Below are 24,026 nucleotides of genomic sequence, written 5' to 3'. Positions count from 1 at the left end.
TTCAACTTCTTGCTGCGATTGAATTAAGTGCCATTCTCAACAGAGAGTAACCTACTCAATTCAACCTCACTCGTCAGCTTGCTTTCGCCGTCTGTCGTGTCAGTGGATGCGCATTATAGGCAGCTAAACTTTTTGTGCAAGGGCTTTTTAATGAAAAAAGATCGCATGGCGATCTTTTAAACGATGGTGATTCTTTTACGTGCAGAATGCCGATTAATTGGGCTTTTCACGGCCTTTATCAATAAAACCTTGGATTAATGAGATAGCTTTTGTGTCATCCCAATCTACAAAAGATCGCACAAATGCAATGAGCTGACCGTTTTGATCGAGAATAAAAGTCGCAGGGATAGTATCTAATGGAAAGACCTGCCCGAGATTTTGCTCAGGATCGTAATAAGAGTTAAATTCAGTCATCCCTAATGAGGTTAAAAACGATTGCACCTGTTGTTTGCCTTCGGCATCAATGGATATTGGCAGCAGCGCAAAGTCTTCCGATTTAAACTTAGCCGCCAATCTCTCAATGGCAGGTAGCTCTCTGACGCAGGGTGGACACCAAGTTGCCCACATGTTAACCATGATGACTTTACCTTTGTAGTGGCTGAAGTCGATGGCTTTGCCATCGACATCATTAAAGGCTACGGGTTTGATAGGGAATGTCTTAGGCAACACATTGATCAGATCGACCGTTGACTCTACTGGTTTCGTTGACTGTTGCATGCCTGGGTACGCCTGGGCACCACCAGCAAAGGCGACAGACAGACTCGCTAGGATTGCAACTAAGGCAAATGACTTCATTTGTTATCACGCTTGAGTAACACATCCAACGCCTTTTGGTCTTCGACGCTGATTTCCTGTGGAGCATTGCCACCGATACGTTGCTTACGAATAAAGACAAAACCAATGAGTAGGCCTAATAGCAATAGGGCAACTGGACCTAACCAGAGAATATAGGTCTTAGTCTCCATTTTGGGTTTATAGAGTACAAACTCACCATAGCGACTGGTCATAAACTCGATGATTTCATCATCTCCTTTACCTTCGTCTACCATCTTGAAGACTTCAAGACGCAGATCGCGCGCAACCGGTGAGTTTGAGTCGATCAAGTTTTGGTTTTGACACTGTGGGCAGCGCAGCTCATGGGCCAAAGACAAACCACGTTTTTGATTTTCAGGTGTTTTGAATTCGTAAGTATCAACTGGTGTTGCCATGATGGCGGTCGTCATACTGAACAGCAGTACTAGACCACCCATAATTTTTATCAGCGTTTTCATGATGCGCCATCCTTCACTGCTTCAGCTTGTAATTGTTGGATCATTGGATAGAGGGTTTCGCTCCATACACGCTGGTCGATTGGACCTGCATAGCGATAGCGAATAATACCATTATGATCAACCACAAAACTTTCAGGTGCACCGTAAACGCCAAGATCTAATCCTAAACGACCATCTTTATCATAAATATTGACGTTATAGGGATCTCCCTGACGCCGTAACTCTTCCAATGCGGGAACACGTTCATCACGATAGTTAATCCCGTATATTGGCAGAAGATTTTTACGTTTTAACATCACTAAGAAAGGATGCTCATATTTACAAGATGGACACCAAGTCGCCCACACATTGAGTAATGACACTTTACCTTTCAATTGTTCATTCGTAATGATCTCAGCTGGTGTTTCAAGGCGTTCCAGTTGGAAAGCCGGAATAGGCTTTCCTTCCAGTGCCGAATCCAATTGCTGTGGATTCAGAAATAAGCCTTTATATAGAAACACCCCCATGGCGAGAAATATGACCAATGGGATAAACAGAACCAACTTCTTCATACATTCCTCAACTATTGAGCCGTTGCCAATTTCACTTTGCCAGCTTGCGGCTTAACAACCTCAGTGACTTTTGAGCGATACCGTTTGTCTGATGCAGCAAAGAAACCACCGATCATCATAAAAATGGCTCCGAACCATAACCAACGAACGAAGGGCTTGTAGTTTAAACGTACTGCAAACTCAGTGCTGCTGATAGGATCACCCATAGTCACATACAAATCACGGAATAGACCCCAATCGATGCCAGCTTCAGTCATATCCATAGTACGGACATTGTACTGGCGACGATCTGGCTTGAGTAACGTTAGCAGTTTATCGCCTTTGTAGATCTCTATCTGACCTTGCTGTGCGGTGTAATTAGGACCGACAACATTCTTAGTTTCAAGATATTTAAAGGTATAACCCGCTAACTCTTGGCTGATACCCGGGCCCATACGAACACTTTTCTCAATCGAGTAATTGGACACCATAGTGGCACCAATCACTGAAACCGCAATGCCTAAGTGCGCGAGGATCATGCCAAGTTGACTGCGCCCCATACGAGCCATGCTAACATCGCCCTCTTTGGGTTTAACAATGTTATAAGCCGCTCTTGCTGTCGCCAGAACAATCCAGGTAGCGGCAGCGATACCACAGGCCACCCACGCATTAAAGGCACCATCAATAATGAATGGCATCACAACGCCAATTGCAATTGAAATGAGTGCTGGCAGTAGTAACTGACGTTTCAACTCACCCGCTTTGGACTTTTTCCAACGAATGATTGGACCTACTCCCATAAAGGCAAACAGCACCAGTACGATAGGCACAAACACCGCGTTGAAGTATGGAGGTCCAACAGAGATCTTACCCATGCCTAACGCATCGATCAGCAGTGGGTATAAAGTTCCTAACAATACTGTACCTGCAGCCACTGTCAGTAACACGTTACAAACGAGTAGCATCGTTTCTTTAGATTTCAGTTCGAAACGGGCTGGACTGCTCATTTCGCTTGCACGGAAGGCAAACAAAGTAAGCGAACCACCGATGGCTAAACCGAGTAACAATAGAATAAACATGCCGCGGCTTGGATCGGCTGCGAATGAGTGCACTGAGGTCAACACCCCAGAACGAACAATAAAGGTACCGAGTAAACTTAAAGAGAATGCGAAGATAGACAGCAATACAGTCCAGTTACGGAAAGCACCGCGTTTCTCGGTCACAATCAAAGAATGAACCAGCGCAGTACCGACTAACCAAGGCATAAAGGAGGCATTTTCAACTGGATCCCAGAACCACCAGCCGCCCCAACCTAGTTCGTAATATGCCCACCAAGAACCTAATGCAATGCCACCCGTCAAGAAAATCCAAGCGGCTAATGTCCAAGGACGTGACCAACGAGCCCAAGCAGAATCTAAACGACCACTCATTAAGGCTGCAATGGCAAAGGCAAAACTCACCGAGAAACCCACATAACCTAAGTACAGCATAGGTGGATGGAAGATTAATCCCACATCCTGCAGCATAGGGTTTAAGTCACGCCCCTCTGCTGGCATAGGAAACAAACGTTCAAATGGGCTCGATGTGAGCAGCATAAATAAGCTAAAGCCAATCACAATCAGTGCTAACACCGCCAGTACTCGGGCAGTGAACACTTCTTCTAAGCCTTTACTAAATAAGGCTACCGATGCTGCCCAGGTCGACAGGGCGAACACCCAAAATAGTAGTGACCCTTCGTGACCGCCCCATACGGCCGCAACCTTAAAGAAGATAGGTAACTGAGAATTTGAGTGATGCGCAACATAGGCGACAGAGAAATCATCGACAGCAAAGCTATAACCAAGCGATATCACAGATAAAGTGATAAAGAAGAACATTCCATACGTTAACGGCCAGGCATATCTCACTAAATATTGATCTTTACGGGCAACACCTATTAGGGGAACGCTGATTAATAAGAAGGCAAATGCCACCCCTATTATCAACGAAAAGTGTCCAAGTTCTGGGATCATGGGTTTTCCTCAGTCTCTAATAATATGTTGATTTAGAAAGATTCTAGACCAACGCACAACATGCTGTTCACACAAACGCACGAAATTTTGCTCATTTTAGTATTTGCTATTGTTCCTGTCTGCCTCTTTCGTACAAAACTGGGTGACTTGTCTCATTCTCAATTTTTGAGGTAAATAAAAGTCATACAAGGCCTACAGTTCTGGATGTGACAGATAGATGAGCCTTAAGTTTCATACAAATTTGACAAGAAGGATCAATTTGTGAACCAGTGCCCAACTATAAGCTTTCAGCGTTGTGAATACCTTATATTACTGTTCAATGAATAATCTTTACGTATAATCTTGCTTCCAAGCCGGCGGTAACACCGCTTTTATGCAAACTAAAGTGAATATAGAAACAATGACGACATTTTGGATTTTTATTGCGCTTGTTGTGTTGGTCAGCCTAACGCTGATCTGGATCCCGCATTTCAGACAGCAAAAGTTGTTACGCACTGAAGAAGCCGGCGTGCGCAAACAAACTAACCTTGAATTGTTCAATGAACGTCTGGCGACTCTCGAAAAAGAGCTTAGCGAAGAATTACTAGATCAAGCCGAATTCGATGCTTTAAAGAAAGAACTGGAAATCAGCTTGCTGCAAGATATCAAACAAGCGGGTGATGATTCCCTAATAAATCAAATCAAACCCAAAACCATTCTCTGGCCATCGATCATGTCGGTATGCTTGATTGTCATCTCGGGTTACCTCTACCAACATTTAGGTGCCTTCCAAAACATCGGTAATATCCAACCCGCCAATCCCCATGCAGGCATGGATGCGGCGCAAATTATGGCACAACGCGTACAAATGATGGAAACTCAGATTCAAGCAGAACCTGAGAACAGCCAAGCCTGGTTTAGCCTAGGTCACGCCTATGTTTCTGTAAATCAATTCGATAAGGCCATTGCCGCATTCGATAAAGTCATGGAATTAGTGGGCAAACACGCGGAATTGTTAGGCCCCAAAGCCACCGCGATGTACTACAAGGCTGGCCAGCAAATGACGCCACAAATTCAAGCACTGATCGAGGAATCCTTAGCAATGGATCCACAGGATCCGTCAACCCTTCTTCTCGTGGGTATGGATGCTTTTTTCACGGCAGATTACAAAAAAGCGATCACCTCGTGGCAAACCATTCTCGACAGTGACCGTACTGATGTTGATCGCGCGGCATTGATGGAAGCTATCGAAACCGCCAATTTGCGGATGCAAGCTGAAACTACGGGAATGCCCAACGATGACACACACAAACCAGCTAAGGTCACGAACAAATCAGTGAGTATTGCTATCTCAATTTCCCCCGAACTTGCCGCCAAGGCCAGCCCTGAAGATACTATATTTGTATTTGCACGTGCCACCGAAGGTCCAAAGATCCCTCTAGCGGCCACTAAAGTCAGCGCAAAATCTTTACCAGTGACGGTCACTTTAGATGACAGCACAGGTATGGGGGGTGATGTAAAGCTCAGTCAAGCCGCTAATGTGGAAGTCATTGCGGTATTATCTAAGCATGGCAATATCAAACCTCAAGCGGGCGATATTCAAGGTAAAATCAGCAAAGTTGCTGTGGGTGAAAGTGCCAGTCTCATTCTGGATACTCAAGTGCAATAATACGCACCCATAATTTAAGCGACCAGCTTATTGCAGATATAAAAAAACCGGCTCGCGCCGGTTTTTTTAAACACAGAGAAAATTACTGAGCTTTAGACATAAATTCGATAGCTGCTTTGTAATCGTCATCAGTACAATCAGTACACATACCACCTGGTGGCATAGCATTTAGACCGGTTTTAACACTGTGCAGTAGAGTATCAATACCCTTAGCTAAGCGTGGTTCCCATTCTGCAGCGTTATGCGCTTTTGGAGCACCAGCAACACCCATGCTGTGGCATACGGTACATGCCTTGTTGAAAATAGCTTCAGCTTCTTGAGCTGACACGTTGACTGACATAGTCAAAGCAGCGACTGCAGTCATTGCTAACAGTTTTTTCATGTTCAATGTTCCTAATGCAAATACGTACAAAGCTCGACGCTGCCCTTCGAGGCAGACTCATTATAGCGGACTAAGATTACTACAAACTTCAATAAATCTCATCTTTTTGTGATTAGAATCTCAGCGTAAATCTTATCAGGCGACAAGCGTGACAAATTCGTTAATATATTAGCAAGTCGTAAAAAAGTTCGATAAATATTGCGGTTATTGGAACCACATCAAATTGCTGACAACTAGTACAAAGCAAGAGTAAACCCCCAATAACGTTTGTGTTAGAATCACTTGTGTTTCCTTCCGGCTTGAGATAGAGGGTTCAGTGACAAATATAACTTCAGTAAACACACTGGTATCAGCGAGCAAGCTGACATGTATCCGCGAAGAACGTATCCTGTTTGATGAATTAAGTTTCGAAATTAATGCTGGTGATATAGTCCAAATAGAAGGACCCAATGGCGCAGGCAAAACCAGCTTACTACGCATTCTGGCAGGCCTTTCTCGCCCCTATGCCGGACAAACCTTTTACATAAATGAAGATATCAACAGTTGCCGCGATGAGTACAATGAAGACTTGCTGTATTTAGGTCATCTTGCCGGAGTAAAGTGCGAATTAACTGCCGAAGAAAACCTTAATTTCAATTTAAGAATCAGTGGCTATGATGATTTTGATACAGCTTCAATTTTAGCCAAAGTCAACTTAACTGGCTTTGAAGAAGCGCTTGCAGGGCATTTGTCTGCTGGCCAGCATCGCAGAACTGCCTTAGCACGGCTCTGGCACAACAACAGTAGAATTTGGATCCTCGATGAACCCTTTACTGCTATCGATAAAAAAGGTGTTGAAGAACTGGAACAGTTATTTATCCAACATGCGGATAATGGTGGCTGCGTGATCCTCACGACTCACCAAGATATGGGCATTATCAAAGATGATAGGCTGCGTAAAATTCGTCTAGATTATCGCTTCGTATAAGGTTAAGTATAATGAAAAGAGGCATCAGTTTTACTCAGGCATTTTTTACCTTGCTACAGCGGGATCTTAAAATTGCCATCCGTCACCGTGGTGATATTTTTAATCCTTTATTATTCTTTGTAATGGTCGTGACCTTATTTCCTTTGGGCATTGGGCCAGAACCACAGATGTTAGCCCGTGTTGCACCAGGGATCATTTGGGTCGCGGCATTGCTCGCATCCATGCTCTCACTTGAACGTTTATTCAAAGCTGACTTTAGTGATGGCAGCTTAGAGCAAATGCTGTTGAGTCCACAGCCCTTATCGATTCTCGTACTCGCTAAAGTACTCGCCCATTGGATACTCACCGGCGTACCGTTGATCATCATAGCGCCACTACTCGCAGTACTTCTCAATCTCGATAGCAACAGTTACGGCGCTCTCATTGCAACACTCGCCCTCGGGACACCGGTTCTTTCGCTACTTGGCGCTATTGGTGTAGCGTTAACGGTCGGCTTACGCAAAGGTGGTGTACTACTCAGCTTGCTTATTTTGCCTCTGTATATTCCAGTGCTGATTTTCGCTACCAGTGCTATAGATGCGGCAGGAATGAATTTACCCTATGATGGTCAGCTCGCTATAATTGGCGCTATGTTGATCGGTTCGTTAACCTTGGCACCTTTTGCAATTGGTGCATCTCTGCGAGTGAGTACTAACTAAAATGTGGAAATGGTTACACCCTTACGCGGATCCTGAACGCGCATATAAATTATCAGGAACCTTATTTCCTTGGTTTGCTACTTTAGCCTGTCTTTTTATTACCGTAGGCACAGTCTGGGGATTGCTATTTGCCCCGACCGATTACCAACAGGGTGATAGCTACCGCATTATCTTTATCCATGTTCCAGCGGCCTCTATGTCGATGGCAGCTTATATGGGCATGGCGACAGCCGCCTTTATTGGCCTTGTCTGGCAGGTCAAGCTTGCTGACTGGGCAGCAGCTTCCATCGCCCCTATTGGCGCAGTCATTACCTTTATTGCGCTCTTCACTGGTGCGGCTTGGGGTAAACCTATGTGGGGCACTTGGTGGGTATGGGATGCACGCCTAACCTCTGAGTTGGTACTGCTTTTCCTCTATTTAGGTGTGATCTCGCTTTATGCTTCTTTTGAAGACAAAGTACTTGCGGCACGTGCGGCGGGGATTTTAGCGATCGTAGGGGTCATTAATATCCCAATTATTAAATATTCCGTTGAGTGGTGGAGCTCATTACATCAACCATCGACAATTAAAATTACCTCTAAATCGACCATGTCGACTGAAATGTTGTATCCACTTTTAATCAATATTTTAGGTTTCGGCCTTATGATAGGTGCCATCACTATCGTGAGGTTTAAAGCAGAGATTTTAGCAAGAAATGGCATGCGCCCTTGGGTGCGTGAACTTGCGAAGGCTGAGGAGGTCAAATAATGCAGTTCGATTCAATCAGTGATTTTTTCAATATGGGCGGCTATGCATTCTATGTCTGGCTATCCTACGGTGTGACCTTCGTCTGCTTGTCTACACTCATCATTACGAGTACGCGTCAAAAGCGTAAAGTCTTGATTGAGATTGCCAAGAAAATGAACCGAGAAGAGCGCCTTAAAGAAACTAGGAGTACCAAATCGTGAACCCAAGACGCAAAAAGAGACTGACGCTAGCTGTAGCATTAATCGGTGGTGTTGCCGCGATTGCTTCGCTTTTACTGTATGCGCTGAACTCCAACCTCAACCTGTTCTATACACCCTCTGAGATTGTTCACGGTAAAACTGACACAGGAGTGAAACCCGAAGTAGGACAACGCATTCGTGTGGGTGGCATGGTGACTGTCGGCTCAATGGTACGCGACCCAAATAGTCTGCATGTACAATTCGCAGTACACGACTCATTGGGTGGTGAAATCCTCGTGACCTATGATGACCTATTGCCCGATCTATTCCGTGAAGGACAGGGCATTGTCGCCCAAGGCGTGTTAGGAGAGGATGGCAAACTCGCGGCAACTGAAGTGTTAGCTAAGCATGATGAGAACTATATGCCGCCTGAAGTTGCCGAGGCCATGGGTCAAAAACACGAAAAACTCGACTACAGCCAGCAAAAAACGCCGGCGCCCAAGTAATTAATTCAATCTCCAAAAGCCTCTTCGTGAGGCTTTTTTTATCCCTAAATTTCAACGGCAAAAGCTGAACTATAATAAAAGCAGTTTCCCTAAAGAAAACTGTACATGGTCTCTCTAACGTCCTTAATCAACCGATGTCTGCTAATACTTCTGCTCGTATTATGTAGCAACCTTTCTAACGCCTATGCGGCGAAAGTGGTTGTCATTGAAAGTTACCATCAGGGTTATCAGTGGGACAAACAATACTATCAGGCTATTCTTGATAACCTCACTCCACAACATGAAGTGAGCTATTTTGAAATGGATACAAAGCGCAAGCCCAAGAGTCAACATGCGGAACGAGCAGATAAGGCTTGGCAGTTCATCGAACAACAAAAACCGCAGCTTGTCATCCTCGCTGATGATAATGCCGTTAATTTCCTGCATCAACGATTAGATACCAGTCAGATCCCAGTGGTCTATCTCGGGGTTAATATGAACCCAAGAGAGTACCATCTAAATCAACATAAACTTTTCACTGGGGTACTTGAAAGACCTTTGCTTAAACGCTCGTTAATTCTTATCCACCGTCTCTTACCACAAGCACAGCATAGAAAAATATTGGTGATGTTCGATCAAGGGAATACATCAAAACTTGCCGCCGATTATATCAGTAAACAACAGTCGAGCATGTTGAGCGATATTGAGGTCAGCATTGTACAACTGAATCGCCTAGAGGAATGGCAACAACAAGTATTGTCGGCCAAAGAACAAGGCTATAACGCCATTGTTGTAGCTCTCTACCAGACGGTAAGAGATGCCGACAATCGTTCCGTCGACGCTGAACAACTGCTTAAATGGATTGCTGAAAATACACCGGTGCCTAATTTTGGCTTTTGGGGATTCAGTGTCTCCGCCGAGGGTAACATTGGTGGCTACGTGCTGGATGGCTATCATCACGGAACCATAGCAGCGAAAATGGCAGCTAAGATCCTTGCGGGCGAAAAACCAGAAAATATTTTTCCGGTAACGGATGATCTTGGAACCTTCATGTTCAGTCGACAAGGGGTTGAAAAATGGCAGCTAAATCTACCTAAAGAAATAGAAAAACAAACTTTATGGGTGGACTGAAAGTAAATGAAAGAAATAAAAAAACCGGGCAATAGCCCGGTTTTTTAAATGTGTAACCTTAATTATTCAGCAGCTTCAACATCAACAGCTTGAGCAGCTTCTGGGCGACCAACTAGCTCGATGTAAGCCATAGGGGCTTTATCACCAGCACGTAAACCGCACTTAAGGATACGGGTATAGCCACCAGGACGTTCCTGGTAACGTGGACCCAACTCAGTAAATAACTTACCTACGACTTCAGCGTCGCGAGTACGTGCAAACGCTAAACGACGGTTTGCAACGCTGTCACTCTTAGCAAGTGTTATCAGAGGCTCAACTACGCGACGCAGTTCTTTCGCTTTAGCTACGGTTGTCTTGATGATCTCATGACGAACCAGTGAGCTTGCCATGTTACGGAACATAGCTTGGCGGTGGCTGCTGTTGCGGTTAAGTTGACGACCACTCTTACGATGGCGCATGACCTAATCCTTATAACCTAAATCTGTACAAACCTGAGACTTATAGGTCGTCTGCTAAACTAGCTGGAGGCCAGTTTTCCAAACGCATACCTAACGACAGTCCGCGAGAAGCCAAAACGTCCTTAATTTCAGTAAGAGATTTCTTACCTAGGTTAGGTGTCTTAAGCAGCTCAACTTCAGTACGCTGTACCAGATCTCCGATGTAATGAATCGCTTCGGCTTTCAAGCAGTTAGCCGAACGTACAGTTAGCTCTAAATCGTCGACAGGACGCAACAGAATCGGATCGAACTCCGGTTTCTCTTCTTTCAATTCTGGCTCAGTCACGTCACGCAGCTCAACAAACGCATCTAGCTGTTCGGCTAAGATGGTTGCAGAACGACGGATAGCTTCCTCAGGATCGATAGTACCGTTAGTGGTCATATCGATAACGAGTTTATCCAAGTCAGTACGCTGTTCAACACGAGCTGCTTCTACATTGTAGGCAATACGTGCGACTGGCGAGAAAGAAGCATCAACCAGCAAACGGCCGATTGGGCGATCATCGTCTTCGGTCTGTGCACGAGCAGATGCTGGCACATAACCACGACCACGCTCAACGCGAATACGCATGCTGATATCATTGTTACCCGTCAAATGACAGATAACATGATCAGGATTCACGATAGTGACATCACCATCATGCGTGATATCTGCTGCGATGACAGGGCCTGCGCCGGACTTGCTCAACGTAAGCATAGCCTCGTCTTTACCCTCGATAGTCACTGCTAACCCTTTCAGGTTTAACAAGATCTCAAGGATATCTTCTTGTACGCCTTCCTTACTGCTGTATTCGTGCAGTACACCGTCAATCTCGACTTCGGTAACCGCGCAGCCGGGCATAGACGACAATAGGATGCGACGCAACGCGTTACCTAAAGTGTGGCCGAAACCACGCTCAAGCGGTTCCAGTGTCACCTTGGCACGTGTTGAGTTAACCTGCTCGATATCAACGAGACGCGGTTTAAGAAATTCTGTAACAGAACCCTGCATTGTGTCCTCTCTTGTTTGTTAGCCTTACTTAGAGTAAAGCTCGACGATCAGCTGTTCGTTAATTTCCGCAGACAAATCGCTACGTTCTGGAACGCGCTTGAAAGCACCTTCCATTTTCGCGTTGTCGACTTCAACCCATGTAGGCTTCTCGCGTTGAGCTGCCACTTCTAAAGCCGCTTTGATACGAGCTTGAGTGCGTGACTTCTCGCGGATGCTCACAACATCATTCGCAGACACTTTGAATGACGGAATGTTAACAACACGACCGTTAACCATAATTGATTTATGGCTTACTAGCTGACGTGATTCTGCACGAGTCGCACCGAAGCCCATACGATAAACAACGTTATCTAAACGGGTTTCTAAAAGTTGCAACAGGTTTTCACCAGTGTTGCCTTTCAGACGTGCAGCATCTTTGTAGTAGTTACGGAATTGTTTTTCTAACACACCGTAAATACGACGAACTTTTTGTTTTTCGCGTAACTGTAAGCCGTACTCTGACAGACGTGGCTTACGAGCGCCATGCTGTCCAGGTGCAGATTCCAGTTTACACTTTGAATCGATTGCTCTCACACCGCTTTTTAAGAAAAGGTCTGTACCTTCTCGGCGGCTGAGCTTGAGCTTGGGACCCAAGTATCTTGCCATGATCTTTCTCCAACTATCCTAATGAAACGGCGTTATACACGACGCTTTTTAGGAGGACGACAACCATTATGAGGGATCGGCGTCACATCGGTAATGTTGGTAATTTTATAACCAACAGCGTTCAGCGCACGAATGGCTGACTCACGACCTGGACCTGGACCCTTCACAAACACTTCAAGGTTTTTTAAACCGTAGTCTTGAGCAGCAGCACCTGCACGCTCAGCAGCCACCTGTGCAGCAAATGGAGTAGATTTACGTGAACCACGGAAACCTGAACCACCTGAAGTAGCCCATGACAACGCATTACCTTGACGATCTGTAATGGTGACAATAGTGTTGTTGAAAGAAGCATGGATATGAGCCATGCCATCTGCAACCTGTTTACGTACGCGCTTACGCGGAGAACGTGACGGAACTTTAGCCATTGCTTTACCTTCCCGTTACTTTCTAATTGGTTTACGTGGACCTTTACGCGTACGCGCATTGGTCTTAGTACGTTGCCCACGAAGAGGCAGGCTACGACGATGGCGGAGACCACGATAACAACCAAGATCCATAAGACGCTTGATGTTCATTGAAATCTCACGACGTAAGTCACCTTCTACTAAGTATTTGGCAACTTCTTCGCGTAGTGTATCTATTTGAGCTTCGCTCAATTCCTTGATCTTAGCAGTTTCAGCGATTGCTGTAGCCGCGCAGATTGCTCTTGCGCGAGTACGGCCGATGCCGAAAATTGCAGTCAATGCGATGACTGTATGCTTTTGATCAGGAATGTTAATGCCAGCGATACGGGCCACTATGCACTCCTTAAGTTAAAGGCCAACTGCGAAAAGCCCGAAAGGATACTCGACAGCTGACAGATTTGCAAACAATATTTTGTTCAGCCCAAAATTGGGCTGAACAAATTTTCTTAATTAGCCTTGACGCTGTTTGTGTTTTGGTTCAACACAGATAACGCGTACAACGCCACTACGCTTGACGATCTTGCAGTTACGGCAGATCTTCTTCACGGAAGCTCGAACTTTCATTTCATCACTCCGTAAAGCTAATTAGCGACCAAAGCGATCTAAATTCGCTTTGTTTACTAGGTTAGCTTTCTTCATCACAGACTCATACTGATGAGACATCATATGGGTCTGAACCTGAGCCATGAAGTCCATGATCACAACTACCATAATGAGTAGTGAAGTACCGCCAAAATAGAACTGTACTTTCCATGCGATTAACATGAACTCCGGAATTAAGCAGATAAAGGTAATGTATAACGCGCCTGCTAATGTCAAACGGGTCATTACTTTATCAATGTAACGCGAAGTCTGTTCTCCAGGACGGATCCCAGGGATGAATGCACCACTCTTCTTCAGGTTATCAGCTGTCTCACGTGGGTTAAACACCAACGCAGTATAGAAGAAACAGAAGAAAATAATTGCTGTTGCATATAATAATGAGTAAAGCGGTTGTCCAGGTGACACAGCCAATGAAAAATCACTCAACCATGACATGGATTCATTTTGACCGAACCACTGAGCCAGTGTTCCAGGGAACAAAATGATGCTTGACGCAAAAATTGGGGGAATTACACCCGCCATGTTTATCTTCAAAGGTAAATGTGTGCTCTGCGCAGCGAACACCTTGCGGCCCTGCTGACGCTTAGCGTAGTTAACGACGATACGACGTTGACCACGTTCTACAAATACGACGAAGTAAGTCACAGCAAATACAATTACCGCGAGCAACAACAATACTAACACATTCAAGTCACCTTGACGCGCCTGCTCAGCCGTTTGGCCGATAGCGGAAGGTAATCCAGCAACAATACCTGCGAAAATCAGAATCGAGATACCGTTACCTATACCACGTTCGGTAATCTGCTCACCTAGCCACATCAGGAACATAGTTCCAGTAACTAAGCTGACAACCGCAACAAAGTAAAATCCAAATCCAATGTTGACCACAAGGCCTGGCACTAAGTTTGGTAACCCGGTTGCAATACCGACCGACTGGAATGTACCCAGCACTAAGGTGCCCCATCTAGTATATTGACTGATTTTTTTACGTCCAGACTCGCCTTCTTTTTTCAATTCAGCGAGTGCGGGATGCACAACAGTCAATAACTGCATAATGATAGATGCCGAAATATACGGCATGATACCCAATGCAAAGATAGAAGCACGCTCAAGGGCACCACCCGAGAACATGTTAAACATGCCAAGGATGGTTCCACTTTGCTGAGCAAACAGCTCTGCTAATACAGCTGCGTCAATACCAGGAATTGGCACAAACGAACCGGCTCTAAAGACGATAATCGCACCAATCACGAACAGGAGGCGAGCTTTCAACTCAGAAAGTCCACCTTTCGCGCTTTTTAAATCAAGTCCTGGTTTTGCCATCGACGTATTATTCCTCGATCTTACCGCCAGCAGCTTCAATCGCTGCACGTGCACCTTTGGTTACCTTCAGACCTTTAACAGTCACAGGGCGCTCAATGGTACCTGAAAGAACAATTTTCGCAAACTGGATGTTGCGAGTAATAACGTTCGCATCTTTCAGAGCGTTTAAGTCGATAACATCACCGTTAACTTTAGCCAGTTCGAGTACACGAACTTCAGCTGTTACCATAGCGCGACGCGAGGTAAAACCAAATTTAGGTAAACGGATCTTCAGTGGCATTTGACCACCCTCGAAGCCAGGGCGTACACCGCCACCAGAACGAGATTTTTGGCCTTTATGACCACGACCCGCTGTTTTACCTAAGCCTGAACCCATACCACGGCCTACGCGCTTTGGTGCATGCTTAGAGCCTGCAGCTGGAGATAGAGTATTTAAACGCATCTATTAATCCTCCACCTTAACCATGTAGTAGACCTTGTTGATCATACCGCGAACAGAAGGAGTATCTTCTAATTCAACAGTGTGACCAATGCGACGCAGACCAAGACCTGTTAAGGTTGCACGGTGTTTTGGTAAACGACCGATAGCACTTTTAGTCTGAGTAACTTTTACAGTTTTAGTTGCCATGGTGCATTACCCCCGAATTTCGTCAACATTCAGGCCACGCTTAGCTGCGATTTGCGAAGGTGACTTCATGTGCACCAATGCATCGACAGTCGCGCGAACGATGTTGATCGGGTTAGTAGAACCGTATGCTTTTGACAGAACGTTATGCACGCCTGCTACTTCCAATACGGCACGCATTGCGCCACCGGCGATAATACCGGTACCCTGTGATGCTGGTTGCATGTATACACGAGAACCAGTATGACGACCTTTAACTGGATGATGCAGAGTACCTGCATTCAACTCCACGGTCACCATGTTACGACGGGCTTTTTCCATAGCTTTTTGAATTGCTGCTGGAACTTCGCGCGCTTTACCATAGCCATAGCCGACCTTACCATTACCGTCACCCACTACTGTTAGTGCTGTGAAGCTAAAGATACGACCGCCCTTAACTACTTTAGAAACACGATTAACTGCAATCAATTTCTCTTGCAGATCGTCTTTTTGCTGAGCTTCTAATTTAGCCATTTTTATAACCCCTTAGAACTGGAGGCCAGCTTCACGAGCAGCATCTGCTAGAGCAGCTACACGACCGTGATACTTGAAACCAGAACGATCAAACGCAACAGAAGTTACGCCTTTTTCGATCGCGCGCTCAGCAACAAACTTACCTACTGCTTTAGCCGCGTCTACGTTACCGGTACTCTTCAGTTGCTCTTTAACCGCTTTTTCCACGGTCGAAGCAGCTGCCACCACCTGAGCTTCAGGATTGATCACCTGAGCATAAATGTGACGCGGTGTACGATGTACAACCAGACGGTTCACGCCCAGCTCTTGGATCTTCTTACGAGCGCGAATAGCGCGACGTAAGCGAGATGTTTTCTTATCCATATCGCGTTACCTACTTCTTCTTAGCCTCTTTACGGCGTACTTCTTCGTCGTCATAGCGAACACCCTTGCCTTTGTATGGCTCTGGTGGACGATATCCGCGAATCTCAGCAGCGACTTGGCCAATTAACTGTTTATCAACGCCACGTAGGACGATGTCAGTTTGGCTAGGGCACTCTGCAGTAACGCCTGCGGGCAGTTTGTGTACTAACGGATGAGAGAAACCTAAAGTCAGGTCAATATCAGCACCGACGAGTTTCGCACGGTAACCAACGCCAACTAACTTTAACTTACGCTCAAAACCTTGAGATACACCAACAACCATGTTGTTTACTAATGCACGAGTTGTACCAGCCTGTGCCCAAGCGTTAACTACGCCTTCAACAGGGAGGAACTTAACTACGCCAGCTTCAATAACAACATTGACCGCATTGTTGATCACTCGAGTCAGACTACCTTTCGCGCCTTTGACGGTCAGGGTCTGTTCGTTTAAGGTCACCTCTACGCCAGCTGGAATAGATACTGGTGCTTTTGCTACACGAGACATTCCTAGCTCCTTATGCTACGTAGCAGATAACCTCGCCACCCATGCCTGCAAGGCGGGCGGCACGATCAGTCATCAAGCCTTTAGAAGTGGACACAATTGCGACACCCAGTCCGCCCATCACCTTTGGAAGTTCGTTTTTACCTTTGTAAATACGAAGACCAGGACGACTTACGCGCTGGATAGTCTCAACGACTGGTTGGCCTTGGAAGTACTTTAAAGTAATTTCCAGTTCAGGCTTGGCTTCATCTGCTACGGCGTAATCAGCGATGTAACCTTCTTCTTTAAGCAGTTTCGCGATAGCGACTTTCAACTTAGCAGAAGGCATCTTCACAGATACTTTGTTAGCAGCTTGGCCGTTACGAATACGGGTTAACATATCCGCAATAGGATCTTGCATGCTCATATTAGCTTACTCCGTGACAAGTGCTTACCAGCTAGCCTTACGTAGGCCAGGAACTTCACCACGCATGGTTGCTTCACGTAACTTGATACGGCTTAAGCCGAACTTACGTAGGAAACCATGTGGGCGACCAGTTTGATTACAACGATTGCGTTGACGCGCAGCGCTGGAATCACGTGGTAGAGCTTGCAACTTTAATACTGCATCCCAACGATCTTCGTCAGAAGAAGTTGGACTGACAATAATAGCTTTAAGAGCGGCGCGCTTTTCAGCGAACTTAGCTACGAGCTGTGCACGTTTAACTTCACGTGCTTTCATTGATGATTTTGCCATTACGCTACCCTTATTTCTTGAATGGGAAGTTAAAAGCGTCTAACAAAGCACGACCTTCTTCGTCAGTCTTCGCAGAAGTAGTGATAACAATATCCATACCGCGAATTTTATCGATTTTATCATAATCGATCTCTGGGAAAATGATCTGCTCACGCACGCCCATTGCGTAGTTACCACGGCCGTCAAACGCTTTAGCGCTTAAGCCACGGAAGTCACGAATACGTGGGATTGCGATATCGACTAAACGCTCTAAGAATTCCCACATACGCTCACCGCGCAGGGTCACTTTACAGCCAATAGGGTAGCCTTCACGGATTTTAAAACCAGCAACTGATTTACGAGCAACAGTCACTACTGGTTTTTGACCAGCGATCGCAGTCATATCACGGACAGCATGTTCCATGATTTTCTTGTCTGCAACAGCTTCGCCAACACCCATATTCAGGGTGATTTTCTCAATCCGAGGGACTTGCATGACACTGGTATAACCGAACTTTTTAGCAAGTTCAGCGACAACAGTCTCTTGGTATTTATCATGCAGTTTCGCCATCGTTTACTCCAATTACTTAACGAGTTCACTGGTCGATTTGAAGAAACGAACTTTTTTGCCGTCTTCAAAGCGGAAACCAACGCGATCAGCTTTGCCAGTGGCAGAGTTGAAAATCGCTACATTTGATGCTTGTATCGGTGCTTCTTTCTCAACAATACCGCCAGCTACGCCCAATTGTGGGTTTGGCTTTTGGTGTTTTTTGACAAGATTGATGCCTTCAACAATTAATTTACCAGTAGGTAGGACTTGAGAAACTTTAGCACGTTTACCCTTGTCTTTACCTGCCAATACAATCACTTCGTCTTCACGACGGATTTTAGCTGCCATTTTGAAGCTCCTTACAGTACTTCTGGTGCCAGCGAGACAATTTTCATGAATTGTTCATTACGCAATTCACGTGTCACTGGTCCAAAGATACGAGTGCCAATCGGCTGCAGGTTGTTGTTCAAAAGAACCGCTGCATTCCGATCGAAGCGAATGACAGAACCGTCTGGACGACGTACGCCTTTCTTAGTACGGACTACCACCGCGTTATACACATCACCTTTCTTCGCTTTAGCGCGAGGAATCGCTTCTTTTACAGAAACTTTGATAATGTCGCCGATACCGGCATAACGACGATGAGAGCCACCCAAGACCTTAATACACTGAACTCTGCGTGCGCCGCTGTTACATGCGACGTCAAGAGTCGATTGCATTTGGATCATTTTAAGTGCTCCGCTATCGTTACTACACAATTCCCACTATGGGACTATAAACGCCAATTTCTGCTATTAATTTAGTCAAAAATGGCGCGCAAATATAACACCATAAAAGTGGAAAGTATAGTATTAAAAAACAAACGGCCCCAAATACTGGAGCCGTTTACCTAAATACCTAATTATCTTAGGCCTTTGATACTACTTCAACCAGGGTCCAAGATTTAGTCTTAGACAAAGGACGGCATTCGCGAATTGCGACTACGTCACCTTCATTGCACTGATTAGTTTCGTCATGTGCATGGATCTTAGTCGTACGCTTAATGTATTTCCCATAGATTGGGTGTTTCACTTGGCGTTCGATAGCAACAGTAATAGATTTGTCCATTTTGTTGCTAGTGACACGACCCTGCAAAGTACGGATTTTATCAGACATTATGCACCCGCCTTAGAAGTAATAATGGTCTTAACGCGCGCAATATTACGGCGCACTAATTTCAGTTGATGAGTCTGAGTCAACTGACCAGTGGCGTGTTGCATACGCAGGTTGAACTGCTCACGCAGCAGACCAAGTAGTTCAGCGTTCAGTTCTTCAACGCTCTTTTCTCTTAGTTCGCTCGCTTTCATTACATCACCGTCTTAGTTACGAAGGTAGTCTTAATTGGAAGCTTGGCGGCAGCTAAAGCAAACGCTTCACGAGCGATCACTTCAGAAACACCATTCATCTCATAAAGAACCTTACCAGGTTGAATCTGACATACCCAGTATTCAACGTTACCTTTACCTTTACCCATACGCACTTCAAGAGGCTTAGAGGTAATCGGCTTGTCCGGGAAAACTCGAATCCAAATTTGTCCCTGACGCTTAATGTGACGTGTCATGGCACGACGTGCAGATTCGATCTGACGTGCAGTTAAACGGCCACGGCCGACTGCTTTCAGACCAAAAGTACCAAAGCTAACTTCGGTACCGTTCGCTAGACCGCGGTTACGGCCTTTGAACATCTTGCGAAACTTCATACGTTTAGGTTGCAGCATTGCCGGCTCTCCTATTTACCACGAGGCTTGCGCTTAGGTTGCTGCTGTTTCGGCTCTTCAATCTGTGGCAGCATTCCGTCCAGAACTTCACCTTTGAAGATCCAAACTTTAACACCAATCACACCGTATTGAGTGTGACTTTCAGATGTAGAATAGTCGATATCAGCACGCAAAGTATGTAAAGGTACACGACCTTCACGATACCACTCAGAGCGCGCAATCTCAGCACCGCCTAGACGGCCACTAACTTCAACTTTGATACCTTGAGCACCAATACGCATTGCGTTTTGTACCGCGCGCTTCATAGCACGACGGAACATCACACGACGCTCTAATTGCTGTGCAATAGAGTCAGCAACTAATTTGGCATCTAGCTCAGGTTTACGGATCTCAGCGATGTTAATTTGAGCAGGAGTGCCAGCAAGTTTTGAAACTGCAGCACGCAATACTTCAACGTCTTCACCTTTCTTACCAATCACAACGCCTGGACGGGCAGTGTGAATCGTAACGCGGATGCTTTTCGCTGGACGTTCGATAACAATCTTAGATACTGACGCAGCTTGTAGCTTCTCTACAAGAAACTTACGCACTTCCCAGTCGCTGTTCAGATTATTGGCATAATCTGACTTATCTGCGTACCAGGTAGAGATCCAAGGCTTGGTGATACCCAGACGGATACCATTAGGATGTACTTTCTGTCCCATTGCTCTCTCCTAGCGATCTGATACAACCACAGTAATGTGGCTGGTACGCTTCATGATACGATCAGCGCGGCCTTTAGCACGTGGCATGATACGCTTCATAGTTGGACCCTCGTCAACAAAGACGGCTCCTACTTTTAGCTCATCAATATCCGCACCTTCGTTGTGTTCGGCGTTTGCGATAGCTGAGTCAAGTACTTTTTTAACCAGTACGGCGGCTTTTTTCGGGCTGAAAGTCAAAATTTCGAGTGCCTTAGCAACAGGCAAACCACGAATTTGATCGGCAACCAGACGGGCCTTCTGCGCAGACGTACGGGCAAAACGATGTTTAGCTAAAACTTCCATCTTATTCCTCCCGTATTAACGCTTCTTCGCTTTCTTATCAGCAGCATGGCCGCGATAAGTGCGAGTTGGTGAGAATTCACCAAGTTTGTGGCCGATCATTTCGTCAGTTACGAACACAGGAACGTGCTGACGACCATTATGGACAGCGATGGTCAAACCAATCATATTTGGAATGATCATAGAGCGACGTGACCAAGTCTTAATAGGCTTTTTGTCACCGGCTTCCATCGCTTTCTCTACCTTCTTCAGCAAGTGCAGGTCAATGAAGGGACCTTTCTTGAGAGAACGTGGCATGGCGAATCCTCTTACTATTTATTACGACGACGTACGATGTACTTGTCAGTGCGCTTGTTACTACGAGTCTTATAACCCTTAGTTGGCACACCCCATGGAGTCACTGGGTGACGACCACCAGAAGTACGGCCTTCACCACCACCGTGTGGATGGTCTACTGGGTTCATTGCAACACCGCGAACTGTTGGGCGAATGCCTCTCCAGCGCTTAGCACCTGCTTTACCTAACTGGCGTAGCATATGTTCGGCATTACCAACTTCACCAAATGTTGCGCGGCAATCAACTGGCACTTTACGCATTTCGCCAGAGCGAAGACGTAGAGTGGCATATGCGCCATCACGAGCAACAACTTGTACATAAGCACCCGCTGAACGCGCGATCTGAGCACCTTTACCAGGCTTCATTTCTACAGCGTGCACAACAGAACCTACAGGAATGTTGCGCAGTGGCATTGCGTTACCGGTTTTGATTTCGGCTTCAACACCAGACTGGATCTTGTCGCCAGCTTGCATGCCTTTAGCAGCAAGAATATAACGACGCTCACCATCCGCATACAGTACTAGAGCGATGTGCGCAGTACGGTTTGGATCGTATTCCAGACGCTCAATCTTTGCAGGGATACCGTCTTTATCGCGTTTGAAGTCGATTAAACGGTAATGCTGCTTGTGACCACCACCAACGTGACGGACAGTGATACGGCCAGTATTGTTACGGCCACCACTTTTAGATTTTTTCGCCAACAGGCCAGCAAAGGGTTTACCCTTATGCAGGTCAGTGTTCACCACTTTAACAACGTGGCGACGACCTGGAGAGGTTGGCTTACACTTAATAACTGCCATGATAATTCTCCTTTGCTTACTCAGCGCCGCCGACGAAATCAATGTCAGCACCAGCAGCTAGAGTCACATAGGCTTTTTTCCAATCGCTACGACGACCAGTACGGCCACCAGTGCGTTTAGTTTTGCCTTTGCTCACTAAAGTGCGAACTGAATCAACTTCAACTTCAAATAGCTTAGCAACAGCAGCTTTAATTTCAGCTTTAGTTGCATCGATAGCTACGCGGAAAACAACAGTGTTGTGCTTCTCAGCATTCACAGTGCTCTTTTCAGAGATATGTGGAGCGAGAATAACTTTTAGCAAACGTTCTTCGCGGATCATCATGCTAGCATCTCCTCGATTTGCTTCACTGCGTCAGCAGTCACAAGCACAGTGTTGAACGCGATCAGACTAACTGGGTCTAGACCCGCTACGTCACGAACGTCAACCTTGTACAGGTTACGAGCTGCTAAGAATAAGTTCTCATCAACTTCTGCAGTTACAATCAGAACGTCTTCTAAGTTCATTGCTTTCAATTTAGCTTTCAGCTCTTTAGTTTTAGGAGCTTCAACACCGAAAGATTCAACAACAACCAGACGCTCTTGACGTACCAATTCAGACAGAATGCTTTTCAGCGCGCCGCGGTACATCTTTTTGTTAACTTTTTGGCTATGATCTTGGGTTTTAGCAGCGAATGTTACGCCACCGCCACGCCAGATTGGGCCCTTGACACTACCAGCGCGAGCGCGGCCAGTGCCTTTTTGGCGCCATGGCTTTTTGCCAGAGCCAGTTACTTCCGCACGAGTCTTTTGGCCACGAGTGCCTTGACGCGCGTTTGCAGCGTACGCTACAACTACCTGATGAACCAGTGCCTCGTTAAAGTCACGGCCGAAGGTAGTTTCGGAAACTTCAAGAGCGCTTTGTGCGTCTTTCAATACCAATTCCATTACTATCTCCTCAGACCTTAAGCTTTAACTGCAGGCTTGATGATCAGGTCGCCATTAGTTGCGCCCGGAACAGCACCTTTAACCAGTAGCAGGTTACGCTCAACATCTACACGAACAACTTCTAGATTTTGAGTAGTAACACGCTCGGCACCCATGTGGCCTGACATTTTTTTGCCTTTAAATACGCGACCAGGCGTTTGGTTCTGACCAATAGAACCGTTCGAACGGTGCGACAAAGAGTTACCGTGAGTCATATCTTGAGTACGGAAGTTCCAACGCTTAACGCCGCCTTGGAAACCTTTACCTTTTGATTGACCAGTAACATCAACTTTCGCTACATCAGCGAAAATATCAACATTTAGCTCAGCACCAACTTCAATGCCCTCGCCTTCACCGTCTGCCAGACGCACTTCCCACAAACCACGACCGGCTTCAACACCGCTCTTGGCAAAGTGACCTGCTTCTGGTTTAGTGATGCGATTGGCTTTTTTGGTACCAGTAGTAACTTGAAGTGCGCGGTAGCCGTCAGTTTCTAAAGTTTTCACTTGAGTAACACGGTTGCCAGCAACTTCAATTACTGTAACAGGTATTGAAACACCATCTTCAGTGAAGATGCGAGTCATACCAACTTTACGACCAATAAGACCGATAGCCATCTCTCAAACCTCTTCTAAGGATCTCAATTAACCCAAGCTAATCTGTACGTCGACACCAGCCGCAAGATCTAAACGCATTAACGCGTCTACAGTCTTTTCAGTTGGCTCTACGATGTCAACCAGGCGCTTGTGAGTACGTAATTCGTACTGGTCACGAGCATCTTTATTAACGTGCGGAGAGATCAAAACGGTATAACGCTCTTTGCGCGTAGGTAGTGGAATAGGACCACGTACCTGGGCGCCAGTACGCTTAGCAGTTTCAACGATTTCCGCTGTAGACTGATCAATTAAACGATGATCAAATCCTTTCAAGCGGATACGGATTCTTTGGTTCTGCATTGACCAGAGCTCCTAAAATGGACACATAAAAAATCACCCTCTAGCTTCTTCCTTACTGGAAAAGCAGAGCGAGATGATTTAACCGTTCGACTCCCAATCGGAGCCGCTATGATAATGATTAACTTAATTGACTAATCATTTATATTCGTCGACCTAGGTCAACGAGGGGGCCATTATACCCATCTAAATTTAGATATCAAGCCCACTGTGTAAATAGTCATCAAAAAGACTATTCAACTTCAGAGTGGCGAGCATTTTACACAAAATTTAAAATAACGCCAGCCCCAATAA

At 45.8% G+C, this 24,026-nt stretch carries 40 protein-coding genes; 7 read left to right on the top strand and 33 right to left on the bottom strand.

The features are described from left to right. Window positions 1–213: 213 nt before the first annotated feature. From SOHN41_RS00950 to SOHN41_RS00935, 4 genes are read right to left on the bottom strand one after another with little or no spacing between them, the layout of a single operon-like run. Complete coding sequence (locus SOHN41_RS00950; protein WP_007644481.1) at window positions 214–795, bottom strand: TlpA disulfide reductase family protein; 582 nt, start codon at window positions 793–795, stop codon at window positions 214–216. Beyond that, window positions 792–1,271: a heme lyase NrfEFG subunit NrfF gene (gene nrfF, locus SOHN41_RS00945; RefSeq protein WP_007644479.1), complete on the bottom strand. Its 480-nt coding sequence runs from the start codon at window positions 1,269–1,271 to the stop codon at window positions 792–794. The genes SOHN41_RS00950 and nrfF overlap by 4 nt, the downstream gene beginning before the upstream one ends. Next, window positions 1,268–1,822, bottom strand: a complete 555-nt coding sequence (locus SOHN41_RS00940; RefSeq protein ID WP_007644478.1) for a DsbE family thiol:disulfide interchange protein — start codon at window positions 1,820–1,822, stop codon at window positions 1,268–1,270. Before SOHN41_RS00940 ends, nrfF begins: the two co-directional genes overlap by 4 nt. 11 nt (window positions 1,823–1,833) lie before the next feature. Beyond that, window positions 1,834–3,813, bottom strand: a complete 1,980-nt coding sequence (locus tag SOHN41_RS00935) for a heme lyase CcmF/NrfE family subunit (protein WP_007644477.1) — start codon at window positions 3,811–3,813, stop codon at window positions 1,834–1,836. Window positions 3,814–4,213: 400 nt separating this feature from the next. Here SOHN41_RS00935 and ccmI point away from each other — a divergent pair, with 400 nt between their 5' ends. Beyond that, window positions 4,214–5,461 carry a c-type cytochrome biogenesis protein CcmI gene (ccmI, locus tag SOHN41_RS00930; RefSeq protein WP_037457751.1) on the top strand — a complete coding sequence of 416 codons (1,248 nt, stop codon included), beginning with the start codon at window positions 4,214–4,216 and terminating at the stop codon, window positions 5,459–5,461. Between the two features lie 82 nt (window positions 5,462–5,543). On the opposite strand, the gene SOHN41_RS00925 is transcribed toward ccmI, so the two are convergent. Next, on the bottom strand, window positions 5,544–5,843 hold the full coding sequence (locus SOHN41_RS00925; RefSeq protein WP_007644475.1) for a c-type cytochrome: 300 nt from the start codon (window positions 5,841–5,843) through the stop codon (window positions 5,544–5,546). A 316-nt stretch (window positions 5,844–6,159) separates the two neighbouring features. Here SOHN41_RS00925 and ccmA point away from each other — a divergent pair, with 316 nt between their 5' ends. From ccmA to SOHN41_RS00895, 6 genes are all read left to right on the top strand, one after another. Further along, window positions 6,160–6,810 (top strand): cytochrome c biogenesis heme-transporting ATPase CcmA, encoded by a 651-nt coding sequence (ccmA, locus tag SOHN41_RS00920; RefSeq protein ID WP_007644474.1) that lies wholly within the window; start codon window positions 6,160–6,162, stop codon window positions 6,808–6,810. A gap of 11 nt (window positions 6,811–6,821) precedes the next feature. Further along, window positions 6,822–7,508, top strand: a complete 687-nt coding sequence (ccmB, locus tag SOHN41_RS00915; protein WP_007644473.1) for a heme exporter protein CcmB — start codon at window positions 6,822–6,824, stop codon at window positions 7,506–7,508. A gap of 1 nt (window position 7,509) precedes the next feature. Next, complete coding sequence (locus tag SOHN41_RS00910) at window positions 7,510–8,256, top strand: heme ABC transporter permease (protein WP_037457750.1); 747 nt, start codon at window positions 7,510–7,512, stop codon at window positions 8,254–8,256. Beyond that, window positions 8,256–8,456: a heme exporter protein CcmD gene (gene ccmD / locus SOHN41_RS00905; RefSeq protein ID WP_037457749.1), complete on the top strand. Its 201-nt coding sequence runs from the start codon at window positions 8,256–8,258 to the stop codon at window positions 8,454–8,456. Before SOHN41_RS00910 ends, ccmD begins: the two co-directional genes overlap by 1 nt. Further along, window positions 8,453–8,941, top strand: a complete 489-nt coding sequence (gene ccmE, locus SOHN41_RS00900) for a cytochrome c maturation protein CcmE (RefSeq protein ID WP_007644472.1) — start codon at window positions 8,453–8,455, stop codon at window positions 8,939–8,941. Before ccmD ends, ccmE begins: the two co-directional genes overlap by 4 nt. 195 nt (window positions 8,942–9,136) lie before the next feature. After that, entirely contained in the window at window positions 9,137–10,051 is a 915-nt protein-coding gene (locus SOHN41_RS00895) for an ABC transporter substrate-binding protein (RefSeq protein ID WP_007644471.1), read from the top strand. A 62-nt stretch (window positions 10,052–10,113) separates the two neighbouring features. Here the strand turns inward: SOHN41_RS00895 and rplQ are convergent, their stop codons facing one another. The 28 genes from rplQ to rpsJ all read right to left on the bottom strand — a co-directional run bounded on the left by rplQ (window position 10,114) and on the right by rpsJ (window position 23,735). Then, window positions 10,114–10,509 carry a 50S ribosomal protein L17 gene (rplQ, locus tag SOHN41_RS00890; RefSeq protein ID WP_007644470.1) on the bottom strand — a complete coding sequence of 132 codons (396 nt, stop codon included), beginning with the start codon at window positions 10,507–10,509 and terminating at the stop codon, window positions 10,114–10,116. A gap of 40 nt (window positions 10,510–10,549) precedes the next feature. Further along, window positions 10,550–11,539 carry a DNA-directed RNA polymerase subunit alpha gene (locus SOHN41_RS00885; protein ID WP_007644468.1) on the bottom strand — a complete coding sequence of 330 codons (990 nt, stop codon included), beginning with the start codon at window positions 11,537–11,539 and terminating at the stop codon, window positions 10,550–10,552. Between the two features lie 24 nt (window positions 11,540–11,563). Then, on the bottom strand, window positions 11,564–12,184 hold the full coding sequence (gene rpsD / locus SOHN41_RS00880) for a 30S ribosomal protein S4 (protein WP_007644467.1): 621 nt from the start codon (window positions 12,182–12,184) through the stop codon (window positions 11,564–11,566). Between the two features lie 32 nt (window positions 12,185–12,216). After that, window positions 12,217–12,609, bottom strand: coding sequence for a 30S ribosomal protein S11 (gene rpsK / locus SOHN41_RS00875; RefSeq protein ID WP_006083577.1), 393 nt, complete (start codon window positions 12,607–12,609; stop codon window positions 12,217–12,219). A 15-nt stretch (window positions 12,610–12,624) separates the two neighbouring features. After that, window positions 12,625–12,981, bottom strand: a complete 357-nt coding sequence (gene rpsM, locus SOHN41_RS00870) for a 30S ribosomal protein S13 (RefSeq protein WP_011787581.1) — start codon at window positions 12,979–12,981, stop codon at window positions 12,625–12,627. A 117-nt stretch (window positions 12,982–13,098) separates the two neighbouring features. Then, the gene (rpmJ, locus tag SOHN41_RS00865; RefSeq protein ID WP_006083579.1) at window positions 13,099–13,212 is read right to left on the bottom strand and encodes a 50S ribosomal protein L36; all 114 of its coding nucleotides are present in this window, start codon (window positions 13,210–13,212) and stop codon (window positions 13,099–13,101) included. A 21-nt stretch (window positions 13,213–13,233) separates the two neighbouring features. Continuing rightward, a complete protein-coding gene (gene secY / locus SOHN41_RS00860; RefSeq protein WP_007644459.1) occupies window positions 13,234–14,574 on the bottom strand; it encodes a preprotein translocase subunit SecY in 1,341 nt (446 codons plus the stop codon). Between the two features lie 7 nt (window positions 14,575–14,581). Continuing rightward, the gene (gene rplO, locus SOHN41_RS00855; RefSeq protein WP_006083581.1) at window positions 14,582–15,016 is read right to left on the bottom strand and encodes a 50S ribosomal protein L15; all 435 of its coding nucleotides are present in this window, start codon (window positions 15,014–15,016) and stop codon (window positions 14,582–14,584) included. A 3-nt stretch (window positions 15,017–15,019) separates the two neighbouring features. Then, window positions 15,020–15,202, bottom strand: a complete 183-nt coding sequence (rpmD, locus tag SOHN41_RS00850; protein WP_007644440.1) for a 50S ribosomal protein L30 — start codon at window positions 15,200–15,202, stop codon at window positions 15,020–15,022. 6 nt (window positions 15,203–15,208) lie between these two features. Then, the gene (gene rpsE / locus SOHN41_RS00845; protein WP_007644438.1) at window positions 15,209–15,712 is read right to left on the bottom strand and encodes a 30S ribosomal protein S5; all 504 of its coding nucleotides are present in this window, start codon (window positions 15,710–15,712) and stop codon (window positions 15,209–15,211) included. Between the two features lie 12 nt (window positions 15,713–15,724). Further along, entirely contained in the window at window positions 15,725–16,075 is a 351-nt protein-coding gene (gene rplR / locus SOHN41_RS00840; RefSeq protein WP_007644436.1) for a 50S ribosomal protein L18, read from the bottom strand. Between the two features lie 10 nt (window positions 16,076–16,085). After that, window positions 16,086–16,619 (bottom strand): 50S ribosomal protein L6, encoded by a 534-nt coding sequence (gene rplF / locus SOHN41_RS00835; RefSeq protein ID WP_007644435.1) that lies wholly within the window; start codon window positions 16,617–16,619, stop codon window positions 16,086–16,088. A gap of 10 nt (window positions 16,620–16,629) precedes the next feature. Then, window positions 16,630–17,022 (bottom strand): 30S ribosomal protein S8, encoded by a 393-nt coding sequence (gene rpsH, locus SOHN41_RS00830; RefSeq protein ID WP_007644434.1) that lies wholly within the window; start codon window positions 17,020–17,022, stop codon window positions 16,630–16,632. Between the two features lie 24 nt (window positions 17,023–17,046). Beyond that, window positions 17,047–17,352 carry a 30S ribosomal protein S14 gene (gene rpsN / locus SOHN41_RS00825; protein WP_007644433.1) on the bottom strand — a complete coding sequence of 102 codons (306 nt, stop codon included), beginning with the start codon at window positions 17,350–17,352 and terminating at the stop codon, window positions 17,047–17,049. Between the two features lie 10 nt (window positions 17,353–17,362). Further along, on the bottom strand, window positions 17,363–17,902 hold the full coding sequence (gene rplE, locus SOHN41_RS00820; protein ID WP_007644432.1) for a 50S ribosomal protein L5: 540 nt from the start codon (window positions 17,900–17,902) through the stop codon (window positions 17,363–17,365). A 12-nt stretch (window positions 17,903–17,914) separates the two neighbouring features. After that, entirely contained in the window at window positions 17,915–18,229 is a 315-nt protein-coding gene (gene rplX / locus SOHN41_RS00815) for a 50S ribosomal protein L24 (protein ID WP_007644431.1), read from the bottom strand. Window positions 18,230–18,240: 11 nt separating this feature from the next. Next, window positions 18,241–18,609, bottom strand: a complete 369-nt coding sequence (gene rplN / locus SOHN41_RS00810) for a 50S ribosomal protein L14 (RefSeq protein WP_006083590.1) — start codon at window positions 18,607–18,609, stop codon at window positions 18,241–18,243. Window positions 18,610–18,787: 178 nt separating this feature from the next. Then, window positions 18,788–19,036, bottom strand: coding sequence for a 30S ribosomal protein S17 (rpsQ, locus tag SOHN41_RS00805; protein ID WP_037457745.1), 249 nt, complete (start codon window positions 19,034–19,036; stop codon window positions 18,788–18,790). Then, a complete protein-coding gene (gene rpmC, locus SOHN41_RS00800) occupies window positions 19,036–19,227 on the bottom strand; it encodes a 50S ribosomal protein L29 (RefSeq protein WP_007644429.1) in 192 nt (63 codons plus the stop codon). The genes rpsQ and rpmC overlap by 1 nt, the downstream gene beginning before the upstream one ends. After that, window positions 19,227–19,637 (bottom strand): 50S ribosomal protein L16, encoded by a 411-nt coding sequence (gene rplP / locus SOHN41_RS00795; RefSeq protein ID WP_006083593.1) that lies wholly within the window; start codon window positions 19,635–19,637, stop codon window positions 19,227–19,229. The genes rpmC and rplP overlap by 1 nt, the downstream gene beginning before the upstream one ends. Window positions 19,638–19,648: 11 nt before the next feature. Next, entirely contained in the window at window positions 19,649–20,341 is a 693-nt protein-coding gene (rpsC, locus tag SOHN41_RS00790) for a 30S ribosomal protein S3 (protein ID WP_007644428.1), read from the bottom strand. 9 nt (window positions 20,342–20,350) lie between these two features. After that, window positions 20,351–20,683 (bottom strand): 50S ribosomal protein L22, encoded by a 333-nt coding sequence (gene rplV / locus SOHN41_RS00785; RefSeq protein ID WP_006083595.1) that lies wholly within the window; start codon window positions 20,681–20,683, stop codon window positions 20,351–20,353. A gap of 15 nt (window positions 20,684–20,698) precedes the next feature. Then, the gene (gene rpsS, locus SOHN41_RS00780) at window positions 20,699–20,977 is read right to left on the bottom strand and encodes a 30S ribosomal protein S19 (RefSeq protein WP_006083596.1); all 279 of its coding nucleotides are present in this window, start codon (window positions 20,975–20,977) and stop codon (window positions 20,699–20,701) included. Between the two features lie 14 nt (window positions 20,978–20,991). Next, complete coding sequence (gene rplB / locus SOHN41_RS00775; protein ID WP_007644390.1) at window positions 20,992–21,816, bottom strand: 50S ribosomal protein L2; 825 nt, start codon at window positions 21,814–21,816, stop codon at window positions 20,992–20,994. A gap of 16 nt (window positions 21,817–21,832) precedes the next feature. Further along, window positions 21,833–22,135: a 50S ribosomal protein L23 gene (rplW, locus tag SOHN41_RS00770; protein WP_025008843.1), complete on the bottom strand. Its 303-nt coding sequence runs from the start codon at window positions 22,133–22,135 to the stop codon at window positions 21,833–21,835. Then, window positions 22,135–22,740 (bottom strand): 50S ribosomal protein L4, encoded by a 606-nt coding sequence (rplD, locus tag SOHN41_RS00765; RefSeq protein WP_007644364.1) that lies wholly within the window; start codon window positions 22,738–22,740, stop codon window positions 22,135–22,137. Before rplD ends, rplW begins: the two co-directional genes overlap by 1 nt. A gap of 17 nt (window positions 22,741–22,757) precedes the next feature. Beyond that, window positions 22,758–23,396: a 50S ribosomal protein L3 gene (gene rplC / locus SOHN41_RS00760; protein ID WP_007644356.1), complete on the bottom strand. Its 639-nt coding sequence runs from the start codon at window positions 23,394–23,396 to the stop codon at window positions 22,758–22,760. A gap of 27 nt (window positions 23,397–23,423) precedes the next feature. After that, window positions 23,424–23,735: a 30S ribosomal protein S10 gene (gene rpsJ / locus SOHN41_RS00755; RefSeq protein ID WP_011070616.1), complete on the bottom strand. Its 312-nt coding sequence runs from the start codon at window positions 23,733–23,735 to the stop codon at window positions 23,424–23,426. Between the last annotated feature and the right edge of the window lie 291 nt (window positions 23,736–24,026).

The sequence above is a fragment of the Shewanella sp. HN-41 genome, from assembly GCF_000217915.1.
Taxonomy (GTDB): Bacteria; Pseudomonadota; Gammaproteobacteria; order Enterobacterales; family Shewanellaceae; genus Shewanella.
The sequence above is the reverse complement of the archived record's forward strand: the minus strand, read 5'-3'. Positions and strand labels throughout refer to the sequence as shown.

Coding starts and splice junctions, on each gene's coding strand:
- SOHN41_RS00950 (WP_007644481.1), bottom strand. CDS start 795: ATGAAGTCATTTGCCTTAGTTGCAATCCTAGCGAGTCTGTCTGTCGCC.
- nrfF (WP_007644479.1), bottom strand. CDS start 1,271: ATGAAAACGCTGATAAAAATTATGGGTGGTCTAGTACTGCTGTTCAGT.
- SOHN41_RS00940 (WP_007644478.1), bottom strand. CDS start 1,822: ATGAAGAAGTTGGTTCTGTTTATCCCATTGGTCATATTTCTCGCCATG.
- SOHN41_RS00935 (WP_007644477.1), bottom strand. CDS start 3,813: ATGATCCCAGAACTTGGACACTTTTCGTTGATAATAGGGGTGGCATTT.
- ccmI (WP_037457751.1), top strand. CDS start 4,214: ATGACGACATTTTGGATTTTTATTGCGCTTGTTGTGTTGGTCAGCCTA.
- SOHN41_RS00925 (WP_007644475.1), bottom strand. CDS start 5,843: ATGAAAAAACTGTTAGCAATGACTGCAGTCGCTGCTTTGACTATGTCA.
- ccmB (WP_007644473.1), top strand. CDS start 6,822: ATGAAAAGAGGCATCAGTTTTACTCAGGCATTTTTTACCTTGCTACAG.
- SOHN41_RS00910 (WP_037457750.1), top strand. CDS start 7,510: ATGTGGAAATGGTTACACCCTTACGCGGATCCTGAACGCGCATATAAA.
- ccmD (WP_037457749.1), top strand. CDS start 8,256: ATGCAGTTCGATTCAATCAGTGATTTTTTCAATATGGGCGGCTATGCA.
- rplQ (WP_007644470.1), bottom strand. CDS start 10,509: ATGCGCCATCGTAAGAGTGGTCGTCAACTTAACCGCAACAGCAGCCAC.
- SOHN41_RS00885 (WP_007644468.1), bottom strand. CDS start 11,539: ATGCAGGGTTCTGTTACAGAATTTCTTAAACCGCGTCTCGTTGATATC.
- rpsD (WP_007644467.1), bottom strand. CDS start 12,184: ATGGCAAGATACTTGGGTCCCAAGCTCAAGCTCAGCCGCCGAGAAGGT.
- rpsK (WP_006083577.1), bottom strand. CDS start 12,609: ATGGCTAAAGTTCCGTCACGTTCTCCGCGTAAGCGCGTACGTAAACAG.
- rpmJ (WP_006083579.1), bottom strand. CDS start 13,212: ATGAAAGTTCGAGCTTCCGTGAAGAAGATCTGCCGTAACTGCAAGATC.
- secY (WP_007644459.1), bottom strand. CDS start 14,574: ATGGCAAAACCAGGACTTGATTTAAAAAGCGCGAAAGGTGGACTTTCT.
- rplO (WP_006083581.1), bottom strand. CDS start 15,016: ATGCGTTTAAATACTCTATCTCCAGCTGCAGGCTCTAAGCATGCACCA.
- rpmD (WP_007644440.1), bottom strand. CDS start 15,202: ATGGCAACTAAAACTGTAAAAGTTACTCAGACTAAAAGTGCTATCGGT.
- rpsE (WP_007644438.1), bottom strand. CDS start 15,712: ATGGCTAAATTAGAAGCTCAGCAAAAAGACGATCTGCAAGAGAAATTG.
- rplR (WP_007644436.1), bottom strand. CDS start 16,075: ATGGATAAGAAAACATCTCGCTTACGTCGCGCTATTCGCGCTCGTAAG.
- rplF (WP_007644435.1), bottom strand. CDS start 16,619: ATGTCTCGTGTAGCAAAAGCACCAGTATCTATTCCAGCTGGCGTAGAG.
- rpsH (WP_007644434.1), bottom strand. CDS start 17,022: ATGAGCATGCAAGATCCTATTGCGGATATGTTAACCCGTATTCGTAAC.
- rpsN (WP_007644433.1), bottom strand. CDS start 17,352: ATGGCAAAATCATCAATGAAAGCACGTGAAGTTAAACGTGCACAGCTC.
- rplE (WP_007644432.1), bottom strand. CDS start 17,902: ATGGCGAAACTGCATGATAAATACCAAGAGACTGTTGTCGCTGAACTT.
- rplX (WP_007644431.1), bottom strand. CDS start 18,229: ATGGCAGCTAAAATCCGTCGTGAAGACGAAGTGATTGTATTGGCAGGT.
- rplN (WP_006083590.1), bottom strand. CDS start 18,609: ATGATCCAAATGCAATCGACTCTTGACGTCGCATGTAACAGCGGCGCA.
- rpsQ (WP_037457745.1), bottom strand. CDS start 19,036: ATGTCTGATAAAATCCGTACTTTGCAGGGTCGTGTCACTAGCAACAAA.
- rpmC (WP_007644429.1), bottom strand. CDS start 19,227: ATGAAAGCGAGCGAACTAAGAGAAAAGAGCGTTGAAGAACTGAACGCT.
- rplP (WP_006083593.1), bottom strand. CDS start 19,637: ATGCTGCAACCTAAACGTATGAAGTTTCGCAAGATGTTCAAAGGCCGT.
- rpsC (WP_007644428.1), bottom strand. CDS start 20,341: ATGGGACAGAAAGTACATCCTAATGGTATCCGTCTGGGTATCACCAAG.
- rplV (WP_006083595.1), bottom strand. CDS start 20,683: ATGGAAGTTTTAGCTAAACATCGTTTTGCCCGTACGTCTGCGCAGAAG.
- rpsS (WP_006083596.1), bottom strand. CDS start 20,977: ATGCCACGTTCTCTCAAGAAAGGTCCCTTCATTGACCTGCACTTGCTG.
- rplB (WP_007644390.1), bottom strand. CDS start 21,816: ATGGCAGTTATTAAGTGTAAGCCAACCTCTCCAGGTCGTCGCCACGTT.
- rplW (WP_025008843.1), bottom strand. CDS start 22,135: ATGATCCGCGAAGAACGTTTGCTAAAAGTTATTCTCGCTCCACATATC.
- rplD (WP_007644364.1), bottom strand. CDS start 22,740: ATGGAATTGGTATTGAAAGACGCACAAAGCGCTCTTGAAGTTTCCGAA.
- rplC (WP_007644356.1), bottom strand. CDS start 23,396: ATGGCTATCGGTCTTATTGGTCGTAAAGTTGGTATGACTCGCATCTTC.
- rpsJ (WP_011070616.1), bottom strand. CDS start 23,735: ATGCAGAACCAAAGAATCCGTATCCGCTTGAAAGGATTTGATCATCGT.